Here is an 11,207-nt window from a genome sequence, read left to right on the forward strand (position 1 = left end):
TCGACAAAATTTAATTGTCGCATGCAATACCGCCGACCCAAACGCCCCAGGCGGGCGTGCGCCTCAGACCCCCAGCGGCAAGCGCGCGCTGCTCTTGACCTCTTCCATCACCGCATACGTGCGCGTCTCGCGCACCCCGGGCAGCTGCCACAGCACCGTGCCCGCGAACTCGCGGTAGGCGGCCATGTCGGCCATGCGGGTCTTGAGGAGGTAGTCGAAGCCGCCGGCGACCATGTGGCATTCCATGATCTCGTCGCGCACCTGCACGGCGGCCTTGAACTGGTCGAAGACGTTGGCGGTGGTGCGGTCGAGCAGGACCTCGACGAACACGGTGAAGCCGCGACCCAGCTTGTAGGGGTCGAGGCGGGCCTCGTAGCCCAGGATGAAGCCGTCGCGCGTGAGGCGCTGCACGCGCGCCAGCACGGCGGTGGGGGACAGCGCGACCGCCTCCGCCAGCTTGAGGTTGGTGATGCGGCCGTCTTCCTGAAGGATCTTCAGCAGGCGCAGATCGATGCGGTCCAGATCAAGCATTCGAGAATTATCCGGCGCACACATCGATCGGCTGCAAGAAATGCGGCCTATTTGCCACGGCCATAGGAGATAGAACCAAGGAAATGCCGTTGGACTACCCTTTCGCAGTCGTTTGAACTACCGAAAGCCGTGGGTCACCGCATTCAACGCAACGTGGTCGAGCCCGGTGCGGCAGCCTGGCGGCCCGAGAGCTGGTCGACCAGCGCGCCGTAGGCCGGGCCTTCGCGCAGCTTGGTGTACGCAGCCTGGGCTTCGCGGTAGCCGGGGCGCGACGTGTCGGCGCCGGCTTCGCCCGACTGCTGGGCGGCCAGGCCCGAGCGGATCCACAGCTGCGTGTCGGCGGCCACGGCGGCGCGGCTGTTGGCCGACACCACGACCGGCTCCTGGCCCATGTTCTCGTTGTAGCCCTGGGTGGGCGCGGTCTTCAGCCACTGCTGGGCGTCGGCCGTCACGGCGGCGCGCGTCGTCGACGACGCGAAGGGCGCGGGACGCGGGTCGCCTTCGGCGTAGTTGCCGGCAAAGCTCGGCGCGGCGGCCAGGCCCAGCAGGGCGGCGACGGCGGCGGTGTTCAGCAGGCGGGTGGTGGCAGACAGCTTCATGTTCGTTCACTCCTTGAGGTGGTTGCTTGGTTGGTGAGAACGACTGTACGAAGCGCATCCACGCGACCGATAACGTCTGGATGACGGTTTTGTCATGTGCGTATCCACCTGCATCGGGCCGCGCCGAGAGGGACCGCAAGGGGCCTTCCAACTTCTCTTGCATAACCGCCATCGCGGCATGCATAAGCCATGGCGCGCGGCCCTCAGTCGGAATATCGTTGCGCCCATCCATTCCAACCAAGGGAATCTTCCATGAACGAGAAACTCTCCTTCGTCAATCCGACGGCCAACAGCCCCTGGGGCACCTACCTGTCGCAGGTCGATCGCGTCGTGCCGTACCTCGGCCCGCTGGCGCGCTGGGTCGAAACCCTCAAGCGCCCCAAGCGTGCGCTGATCGTCGACGTGCCGATCGAGATGGACAACGGCACCATCGCCCACTTCGAGGGCTACCGCGTGCAGCACAACATGAGCCGCGGCCCGGGCAAGGGCGGCGTGCGCTTCCACCCCGACGTCACGCTGGAAGAAGTGATGGCGCTGTCGGCCTGGATGACCATCAAGACCGCCGCCGTCAACCTGCCGTACGGCGGTGCCAAGGGCGGCATCCGCGTCGACCCGAAGAAGCTGTCGCTGCAAGAGCTGGAGAAGGTCACGCGCCGCTACACCAGCGAGATCGGCATCATCATCGGCCCGCACACCGACATCCCCGCGCCCGACGTGAACACCAACGCGCAGATCATGGCGTGGATGATGGACACCTACTCGATGAACGTCGGCGGCACCGCCACCGGCGTGGTCACCGGCAAGCCGTTGCACCTGGGCGGATCGCTGGGCCGCGTGAAGGCCACCGGCCGCGGCGTGTTCGTCACCGGCCGTGAAGCGGCCCGCCGCCTGGGCATGGACCTGCGCGGCGCGCGCATCGCGGTGCAGGGCTTCGGCAACGTGGGCTCGGTCGCGGCCGAACTCTTCGTCGAAGCAGGCGCCAAGATCGTCGCGGTGCAGGACCACACCGGCACCATCGTGAACACCAACGGCCTCGATCTGACCCAGCTGGTGCCCATCTCGCGCACCGACGGCGTGGTCGGCTTCAAGGCCGGCGGCGACATCGTGCCGAACGAAGACTTCTGGGACGTGGCCTGCGACATCCTGATCCCGGCCGCCCTCGAAGGCCAGCTCACGGCCGAACGCGCCAAGAAGACCACCGCCAAGCTGGTGCTCGAAGGCGCCAACGGTCCGACGGTGCCCGAGGCCGACGACATCCTGGCCGAGCGCGGCGTGCTGGTCGTGCCCGACGTGATCTGCAACGCCGGCGGCGTGACGGTCTCGTACTTCGAATGGGTGCAGGACTTCTCGTCTTTCTTCTGGGACGAGGACGAGATCAACGTGCGCCTCGATCGCATCATGATGAACGCGCTCAACCAGATCTGGGACACGGCCGACAAGCACAAGATCCCGCTGCGCACCGCCACCTACGCGGTCGCCTGCGAGCGCATCCTGATGGCGCGCCAGGAACGCGGTCTGTACCCCTGACGCGATCTCCGGGGCTTGCAGGGCCTTTCGGGAACCCCCGGCCTGCCGGGGGCTCGAAGCGAGGCCGCCGGTTGGTTAGCATCCGGTGTCCTTCCCGCCCTGCCATGCCCCTCACCTCTTCTGCTGCCTTCTTCTCTTCGCCGGCCCGCGTGCCGGCGTTTCTGTTCCCGAGCCTGCTGTCGGTGCTCGTGCTGGCCGGCTGCGGCACCTTGGGCACGCGCCAGACCTACGAGCCCGAAGACTTCGACTCGACCACCACCCACACGCGCAACTACGCCGCCAGCGAGGCCCAGACCTGCGAGGCGGCGCGCCGCGCGCTGCTGAGCCAGGGCTACATGGTCACGGCCGCCAACGCCGACCTGGTGACCGCGCGCAAGAGCTTCCAGCCCGCGGCCGAGACGCACGTCGAGGTCGAGTTCCGCGTGGTCTGCGCGAGAGAAATGGGTACTGGCAGCGCCTCGGCCGGACGCAGCACCGTGGCCTTCGCGACCGCGCTGCAGGACCGCTACGGCCTGAAGAAGGGCAGCAACTCGGCCAGCCTGGGCGTGGGCGCCATCGGCTCGCTCTCGCTGCCCTTCGGCGGCAGCAACGAGGCGATGGTCAAGGTGGCGAGCGAGACGCTCAGCGACGAACGTTTCTACGACCGCTTCTTCACACTGGTCGAGCGCTTCCTGCAGGGCGGCGGCCCCGACATGCCGGCCGATGCTGAGGACGCACCGAAGCCCGCCACGCGCCCCGCGGCCACCACCTTCCCGGTGGCGCCGTCGCCCAACCGCGGCTGAACAGGCTTCGCGCTCAGCGCACCAGCGTCGACTTGCCGAACAGGCTCTCGATCAGCTCCACCGCCACCTCGGCCGTCTGGTTGCGCACGTCGAGCGCGGGGTTGAGTTCCACCACGTCGACCGAGCCGAGCCGGCCCGTGTCGGCGATCATTTCCATGCACAGCTGCATCTCGCGGTAGGTCGGCCCGCCGCGCACGCCCGTGCCCACGCCGGGCGCGTCGGCCGGGTCGAGGCAATCGAGGTCGAAGCTCACGTGCAGGTGGGTGTCTTCGTCCACGTCCTGCAGCGCCTCGGTCATGGTGGTGCGCATGCCGTTCTCGTCGATGTGACGCATGTCGAACACGTGCAGACCGAGTGTGCGGATCGCTTCCTTCTCGTCGGCGTCGACGCTGCGGATGCCGATGAAGCGGATGGCGTCGTGCGCCAGTGCCGCGGGCTCGCCGCTCCAGCCCGTGAGGTCCGCCGGCCCGTGGCCCAGCAGGCACGACACCGGCATGCCGTGCAGGTTGCCGCTGGGGCTCGTGGTCTCGGTGTTGACGTCGGAATGCGCGTCGAGCCACAGCACGCGCAGCTTCTTGCCGCGTTGGCGCGCATGCCAGGCCACGGCGCTGATCGAGCCGATCGCCAGGCAATGGTCGCCGCCCAGCATCACCGGCACGTGGCCGGCGCCCAGCGCGGTGTCGACGGCGGCGTAGACCGAGCGGTTCCACGCGATTACCTCGGTGAGGTGGCGCAGCCCGTTGGCCGGTGGTGCCCACGGCGTGGCCGGGCCCGCGAGGTTGCCGCGGTCGAGCACCGTGAAGCCCTGGCCCGCCAGCGCCTCGGCCAGGCCGGCCACGCGCAGCGCGTCGGGGCCCATGCCCGCGCCGCGCACGCTGGCGCCGATGTCGGTCGGCGCGCCGATCAGTTCGAGGGTGGTTGTCCCGGTGCTGCTGCTGTTCATGTCGGTCTCCCGATGTGGTGCCAGAGGTAGGCGTAGCCGAGCGCATCCATGAAGGCGGACGCCTTGTTGTCCGCGGCGGCGCTGTGGCCGCCTTCCATGTTTTCGTAGAAGCTGCTGTCGTGCCCTTGTGCGAGCAGCTTCGCGTGCATCTTGCGCGCATGCACGGGCCCCACGCGGTCGTCGCGCGTGGAGGTGGTGAAAAGGGCGGGCGGGTAGGGCGTGCCGGCCCGGGCGTTCTCGTAGGGCGAGAAGGTCCGGATGAATTCCCACTCGTCGGGCAGTTCCGGGTCGCCGTACTCCGCGATCCATGAGGCGCCGGCCGACAGCTGCGTGTAGCGCTTCATGTCGAGCAGCGCCACCTCGCTCACGATGGCGCCGTACAGCTGCGGGTACAGCGTGAGCATGTTGCCCATGAGCAGGCCGCCGTTGCTGCCACCCATGGCGCCCAGGTGCGCCGGCGAGGTGATGCCGCGCGCGAACAGGTCCTGCGACACGGCCGCGAAGTCTTCGCAGGTGCGCAGGCGGTTCTCCTGCAGCGCGGCCTGGTGCCAGCGCGGGCCGTACTCGCCGCCGCCGCGGATGTTCGCCACCACGTACACGCCGCCGCGTTCGAGCCAGGCGCGGCCGATGCCGCCGCTGTAGCTCGGCTCCAGCGAGATCTCGAAGCCGCCGTAGGCGTACTGCAGCGTGGGGTTCGTGCCGTCGGCCACGAGGTCTTTCGCGGCGATCTCGAAGTAGGGCACGCGCGTGCCGTCCGCCGAGGTCGCGAAATGCTGGCTCACGCGAAAGCGCGAGGCGTCGAAGAAGCCGGGGCTGTGCTTCAGCGGCTGCGGCTCGCCCTGGCCGAGGGTGCCGATGTACAGCGTGGTCGGCTGCAGGAAGCCGCTCACGGTCAGGAAGTAGTCGTCGCTCTCGGTCTCGTCGATGCCGCCGGCCGCCACGCACGAGAGCGCGGGCGCGCCGCCCAGGCTGTCGCGCGCCCAGTCGCCCAGGCCGTCCGCCGGCGGCGTGAGCACCTCGAGGCGGTTCACCACGTCGTGCATCACGTTGAGGATGAGGTGGTGGCGCGTCCACGAGTAGTCGTCCAGCGCGGTGGTGTCGTCGGGCTCGAACAGCAGCGTGAGTTCGCGCGCGCCGGCCATGTAGTCGTCGAAGCGCGCGGCCAGCAGCGAGCCGGCGATGTAGGTGCGGCCGGCCACGGTCCAATCTTCGCGCGGCTCGATCAGCAGCCACTCGCGCGTGACGCCAGTGTTGGCGTCGTCGGGCACGTCGATCTTGGCGAGCGTGCCGTCGGACGCGCGCAGCCAGGTCTCGCTGTCGTAGAAGTCGATCTGGCGCGAGACGAAGTCGCGCTCGAAGCCGGGCGTGTGGTCGCTCCAGGCGCTCACCGACATGTCTTCGTGCGCGCCTTCGTACACGGTGACGGCTTCGGCCAGCGGCGTGCCGCGTTGCCACTCCTTCACCAGGCGCGGGTAGCTCGAGCTGGTCATGGAGCCGGGGCCGAAATCGGTGCCCACGTACAGGTGGTCGATGTCTTTCCAGGTGACGTGGTTCTTCGCCTCGGGCAGCGCGAAGCCGCCTTCGACGAACGACATGCTCACGAGGTCGAACTCGCGCACCACGTCGGCGTCGGCGCCGCCGCGCGACAGCGAGATGAGGCAGCGCTCGTACGCGGGCTCGAGGCAGTCGGCGCCGTGCCAGACCCAGTTCTCGCCGTCCTGCGCGGCCAGAGCGTCGAGGTCGAGCACGGTCTCCCACGCGGGCTCGGGCGTGCGGTATTCATCGAGCGTGGTGCGGCGCCACAGGCCCTTGGGGTGCGCCTTGTCGCGCCAGAAGTTGTAGTACAGCGCACCGATCTTGCTGACCATCGGAATGCGCGCGTCCGAGTCGAGCACCTCGAGCAGGCCCTGCTCGATCGCCTGGAAGGCCGGCGACTGCGCATAGGTGTGAACGGCGCTTGCATTCTGCTGGCGAGCCCAGTCCAGAGCGGCTTCGCCGTCGATGTCTTCGAGCCAGAGATGGGGGTCGTCGTTGTGCGCAGAGGTCATGCGGCACAGTGTACGAAGCCCCCGTGAATGCGGCGGCCTGTGAGCAGTTGTTGCTGCATTCGAGGCGCGTCGATTTTTTCATTACATGTGGATGCGCGCCCCGGCCATCCTTGGGGCAAACCCCTGTCCCGGGCGTGCCTTCCCCCGGTGGAAACACTGAAGAAGCGAAGGCCCACGAACGCGATGCCCACGGTATCCTGCCGGACGGCGCATGCCCCAACGAGGAGAACCACACATGAAACACCTGAGCGGTCTTGATGCCACCTTCCTGCACCTGGAAACCCCCGAGATGCCGATGCACGTGGGCTCCCTCAACGTGCTGGACCTGCCCAAGGGCTACAAGGGCGACTTCTACGAAGACGCCAAGGCCTTCATGGCCAGCCGCATCCACCTGGCCGACGTGTTCACGCGCAAGCTCGCGCTGATGCCCTTCGACATGACCAATCCGGTGTGGGTCGAGGACGACGACATCGACCTCGACTACCACGTGCGCCACATCACGCTGCCCAAGCCCGGCACCAACCGCCAGCTGCAGCAGTACGTGGCGCGGCTGCATTCCACGCTGATGGACCGCAGCCGGCCGATGTGGGAGTTCTTCATCATCGACGGCCTCAAGAGCGGCCAGGTGGCGCTGTACACCAAGGTGCACCACGCGGGCATCGACGGGCAGGCCGGCGTCGAGCTGGGCAAGGCCATCTTCGACCTCGAGGCCACGGGCCGCGTGATCAAGCCGCCGCGTGCGCGCCCGCGCAGCAACGGCTACCAGCTGGGCATGGCCGAGCTCGCCACGGCGGCGCTGCGCAACACGGCGCAGCAGTACGTCAAGCTCTTCAAGATGGCTCCGGCCATCGCGCGCGCCATCGGCGGCCTGGCCCAGCCCGACGAGAAGGCGGCCGACAAGGCGGCCGCCACCGCGCCGAAGAAGTTCAACCTCTTCGCGCCGCGCACCTCGCTGAACGTGTCGATCACCAACCAGCGCACCTTCGCCGGGCGCACCATCTCGCTGGCCGAGACCAAGTACATCGCCAAGCACTTCGGCGTGTCGCTCAACGACGTGGTGTTGGCCACCGTGGCCGGCGCGTTGCGCCACTACCTGGCCGACAACAACGAGCTGCCGGCCAAGCCGCTGGTGGCCGGCGTGCCCGTGAGCCTGCGCGAGGCGGGCGACCAGACGGCCAACAACCAGGCCAGCATGATCCTCGTGAGCCTGGCCACCGACATCACCGATCCGCTGCAGCGGCTGAAGGCGATCAACGCCTCGTCGAACTCGTCCAAGTCGACGATGAACCGCTTCAAGGCCGTGATCCTGGACGACTTCCCGACCTTCGCCGCGCCCTGGCTGGTGTCGGGCATCGCCTCGATGGTGGGACGCTCGGGCATCGTCAACCTGCTGCCGCCGGCGGCCAACGTGGCCGTCTCGAACGTGGCGGGCGCGCCGTTCCCGATGTACTTCGCGGGGGCGCTGGTCACCTGCTACTACCCGGTGTCGATCGCCAGCCACGGCACCGCGCTCAACGTCACCGTGCAAAGCTACAACGGCCGCATGGACTACGGCCTGATCGCCTGCCGCCGCGCCGTGCCCGACATCACCGAGATCGGCGACTACCTGCTGGCCGAGCACAAGCTGCTGATGGAGCTGACGCAGAAGCACCCGGCCGTCTCCGGCGCGCCGGCCACACCGCCCAAGCCCGTGGCCGCCCCCGCCCCGGAAGCCGACGAAGAGGCCCAGGCCGCTGCGCCGGCCCGCAAGCCGGCGGCGCGCAAGAAGGCACCGGTGAAGGCCGTCGCCGCCAAGAAGACGGCGCAGAAGGCCCCTGCCAAGGCCGCACCGGTCAAGGCGGCAGCGAAGAAAGCCCCTGCGAAGAAGGCTGCGGCAAAGAAGGCCGCACCCCGGCCCGCGGCCCGCAAGGCCGCCGCATCGCCGCGCGCCGCTGCGGCATGATCGACAGGGCCGGCCCGGCCTGGACAAAAAATTGGGGCAGTTGGACTAGTTTTCCGACCGTTCTAGTTTTCCAGGCCTAGGCCCTGCGGAAGATGATTGGCCCATCGCGATTCCCCGCGAGCCCATCAACTTCAAGGAAATCTCACATGTCCACGCAAACCAACATCGCTTCCGCCGCCATCCACGTCGTCGGCCAGTACAACGACGCCGGCAAGACCCTGGTCGGTGCCTACCGCACCGGCGTGCAACGCCTGCTGGGCGGTGCCGCTTCGCGCTACAGCGAGTTCCTGGGCAACCGCCAGATCCCGCTGGTGAGCGAGCAGATCAAGGCCAACCTGATCGGCGCGCAAGAGAAGGTGCATGGTTTCCTGGCCAACCGCCTGGACATCGACACCAGCCGCATCGTGAACGCGATGGACCGCGTCGCTGCCGGCACCACCAGCGGCATCGAAACCGTCGCCAACCGCGTCGCCCAGATCGAATCGCCCGCTGCCACCACCGTGCTGAACGCCCTGTCGGCCGTGAACCAGCCCTTCGCCACCGTGTCGGTGCAAATCGCTGACCGCATCGTCGCCGGCACCAAGCAGATCGAAGCCCGTGTGAGCGGCACCGAAGAAGCCGCTCCCGTGCGCACCGTGAAGGCCAAGGTCGCTGCGGCCAAGAAGCCGGTTCGCCGCGCTGCCCGCAAGGCGGCCTGATCCCGGGGCGCTGACCGCGCCCTTTTCATTTCTACCGCCCCTGGAGCACCCACCGCATGGCGACCCGTCCCGATGACACTGCAAAGTTGAAGAAGAGGGCGGCGCCTGCCAAGAAGGCTCCGGCGGCGAAGAAGAAAGCCGCGCCCCGCAAGACGGCACCGGCTGCGAAAACACCGCCCGCAGACACTGCTGCTGCGGGCACCAACAAGGCCGAAGCCCTGCTGCGCGCAGGCCTCAAGGCGCTGGACAACGTGCGCAACGATGTCGCCAAGCGCCAGGCCAACGTGATCGAAGGCCTGCTGGGCATCGGGCACGGCAAGGCCGACGCGGCCGGTGCCAAGGCGGCGCTGACGCGCGGCTTCCCCAGCCTGGACACCTTCGGCATCCGCAAGTTCGAGGACGTGTTCGACCAGCGTGTCGCCACGGCCCTGCAACGCCTGGGCATGCCCAGCGCCGACGAGGTGCAGGCCCTGCGCGACGAGGTGGCGCAGTTGCGCGAACGCCTCGCGACACTCGAGAAACCGTCCGGCCCCCGCGTCAGTTCAGGCGGCTCCGGCGGCAAGCGCTGAGCGGCGCGCAACGCACGCAACACGCCGCTTGTGGCCAGCTCCAACACCACGCGCGATCGCATCCTGCAGGCCAGCCTTGCGCTGTTCAACGCGGAAGGCCTTCCGGCCGTGTCCACGCACAAGATCGCGGCCGAGCTCGGCATGAGCCCGGGCAACCTGCATTACCACTTCAAGGCCAAGCAGCTGATCGTCGAATGGCTGTTCCGGCGCTTCGAGCAGCGGCTCGAGGTGCTCAACGGCTCGTCGGCGTCCATTGCCGCCATCGACGACCTGTGGCTCGCACTGCACCTGCGCTTCGAGGCCATCGACGAATACCGCTTCATCTACCGCGACATGGCCTTCCTGGCCAGCGAGTACCCGGCCCTGGGACAGCGCGCCCAGGCCATGACCGCGCAGAACCTGCTCGCCGCCCAGACGCTGTGCGAAGGGCTGGTGGCCTCGGGCGTGATCGAGACCAGCGCCGAGCAGGCGCGCATCCTCGCGCTGCAGATGGTCTTCACCACCACCTGCTGGCTCTCGTTCGAACGGCTGGTGCCGGGGCGCGACGCGCTGGCGCAGGCCGACCCCGGTTTGGCGGCTTTCTACACACTCACGCTGGTTTCTCCGTATGTTTCCAGCGAATCGAGGGCTTATCTTGATTACCTGAGGGGCAAATACCTCGGATAAATGAAGTCGTCGTCCGACGGGGCATGCAACTTCGCACCCCCATCGTCGTCCTACAGAAGAAAGAAACAGAAAGGAAGCCGCCATCATGACCACCGCCACCCACGAACCCATCGCCCCGCCGTCGCGCCTGCTCTTGCTGGCCGAAGCGCGCGCCCTCTGGGAAACCGGCGCCGGCCTCGCCATGTGGCCGCTGCTGCAGCTCGCGCCGCGCGGCGACGGGCACCCCGTGCTCGTGCTGCCGGGCCTGGTGGCCAGCGACGTGTCCACGCTGCTGCTGCGCCGCTACCTGTGCAGCCGCGGCTACGACGCCCACGGCTGGGGCCAGGGCCGCAACCTGGGCCCGCGCGCCGGCGTCGAAGACGGCATGGTCGACCTGCTCAAGACCCTGGCCGACAAGAGCGGCCAGAAGGTCAGCGTGATCGGCTGGAGCCTGGGCGGCGTCTATGCGCGGCTGTTGGCCTCGGCGCAGAAGGACCTCATCCGTAACGTCATCACGCTGGGCAGCCCGTTCTCGGGCAGTCCGCGCGCCACCAACGCCTGGCGCGTGTACGAAGGCGTGAGCGGCCAGAGCTCGCACGACCCGCGCCGCATGAAGTTCGTCGAACCCACGCCGCCCGTGCCCACGACCTCGATCTTCAGCCGCACCGACGGCGTCGTCGCATGGCGCTGCAGCCTCGAGAAGACCGGCCCGCAGTCCGAGAACATCGAGGTGGTCGCGAGCCACCTGGGGCTCGGCGCGCACCCGGCCGTGCTCTATGCGGTGGCCGACCGGCTGGCGCAGCCCGAGGGCGAATGGAAGCCGTTCAACCGCGGCATGCTCGGGCCGCTGGTGTACCCGGACCCGGACCGCAACGTCTGACCCGGGGCGAAAGCTCCCAATGAAAAAAGACCGGCGAATGCCG

Annotated in this window: 11 protein-coding genes; 7 read left to right on the forward strand and 4 right to left on the reverse strand. The window is 68.3% G+C overall.

The annotated features are described in order from the left end of the window. Positions 1 to 63 precede the first annotated feature (63 nt). Positions 64 to 531, reverse strand: a complete 468-nt coding sequence (locus VHAB30_RS30615; RefSeq protein WP_062478450.1) for an Lrp/AsnC ligand binding domain-containing protein — start codon at positions 529 to 531, stop codon at positions 64 to 66. A 143-nt stretch (positions 532 to 674) separates the two neighbouring features. Beyond that, positions 675 to 1,130: a hypothetical protein gene (locus VHAB30_RS30620; RefSeq protein WP_159279672.1), complete on the reverse strand. Its 456-nt coding sequence runs from the start codon at positions 1,128 to 1,130 to the stop codon at positions 675 to 677. 252 nt (positions 1,131 to 1,382) lie between these two features. On the opposite strand from VHAB30_RS30620, the gene VHAB30_RS30625 reads away from it, so the two are divergent. Beyond that, positions 1,383 to 2,657 (forward strand): Glu/Leu/Phe/Val family dehydrogenase, encoded by a 1,275-nt coding sequence (locus VHAB30_RS30625; RefSeq protein WP_062478443.1) that lies wholly within the window; start codon positions 1,383 to 1,385, stop codon positions 2,655 to 2,657. Between the two features lie 104 nt (positions 2,658 to 2,761). Next, on the forward strand, positions 2,762 to 3,439 hold the full coding sequence (locus VHAB30_RS30630; protein ID WP_159279673.1) for a DUF2242 domain-containing protein: 678 nt from the start codon (positions 2,762 to 2,764) through the stop codon (positions 3,437 to 3,439). 13 nt (positions 3,440 to 3,452) lie between these two features. On the opposite strand, the gene rocF is transcribed toward VHAB30_RS30630, so the two are convergent. Next, on the reverse strand, positions 3,453 to 4,382 hold the full coding sequence (rocF, locus tag VHAB30_RS30635) for an arginase (protein WP_159279674.1): 930 nt from the start codon (positions 4,380 to 4,382) through the stop codon (positions 3,453 to 3,455). Further along, entirely contained in the window at positions 4,379 to 6,430 is a 2,052-nt protein-coding gene (locus VHAB30_RS30640; RefSeq protein ID WP_159279675.1) for a prolyl oligopeptidase family serine peptidase, read from the reverse strand. The genes rocF and VHAB30_RS30640 overlap by 4 nt, the downstream gene beginning before the upstream one ends. A gap of 235 nt (positions 6,431 to 6,665) precedes the next feature. Here VHAB30_RS30640 and VHAB30_RS30645 point away from each other — a divergent pair, with 235 nt between their 5' ends. The 5 genes from VHAB30_RS30645 (at position 6,666) to VHAB30_RS30665 (ending at position 11,164) form a co-directional block, all read left to right on the forward strand. Then, the gene (locus tag VHAB30_RS30645) at positions 6,666 to 8,372 is read left to right on the forward strand and encodes a WS/DGAT/MGAT family O-acyltransferase (RefSeq protein WP_070063828.1); all 1,707 of its coding nucleotides are present in this window, start codon (positions 6,666 to 6,668) and stop codon (positions 8,370 to 8,372) included. A gap of 146 nt (positions 8,373 to 8,518) precedes the next feature. Further along, positions 8,519 to 9,070 carry a hypothetical protein gene (locus tag VHAB30_RS30650; protein ID WP_159279676.1) on the forward strand — a complete coding sequence of 184 codons (552 nt, stop codon included), beginning with the start codon at positions 8,519 to 8,521 and terminating at the stop codon, positions 9,068 to 9,070. Between the two features lie 86 nt (positions 9,071 to 9,156). Then, positions 9,157 to 9,639 carry a phasin family protein gene (locus VHAB30_RS30655; protein ID WP_235926970.1) on the forward strand — a complete coding sequence of 161 codons (483 nt, stop codon included), beginning with the start codon at positions 9,157 to 9,159 and terminating at the stop codon, positions 9,637 to 9,639. Positions 9,640 to 9,669: 30 nt separating this feature from the next. After that, the gene (locus VHAB30_RS30660) at positions 9,670 to 10,305 is read left to right on the forward strand and encodes a TetR/AcrR family transcriptional regulator (RefSeq protein WP_159279678.1); all 636 of its coding nucleotides are present in this window, start codon (positions 9,670 to 9,672) and stop codon (positions 10,303 to 10,305) included. Between the two features lie 85 nt (positions 10,306 to 10,390). Then, on the forward strand, positions 10,391 to 11,164 hold the full coding sequence (locus tag VHAB30_RS30665; protein WP_095950078.1) for an esterase/lipase family protein: 774 nt from the start codon (positions 10,391 to 10,393) through the stop codon (positions 11,162 to 11,164). Positions 11,165 to 11,207 lie beyond the last annotated feature (43 nt).

It is taken from the genome of Variovorax boronicumulans, from assembly GCF_009811375.1.
GTDB lineage: Bacteria > Pseudomonadota > Gammaproteobacteria > Burkholderiales > Burkholderiaceae_C > Variovorax > Variovorax boronicumulans.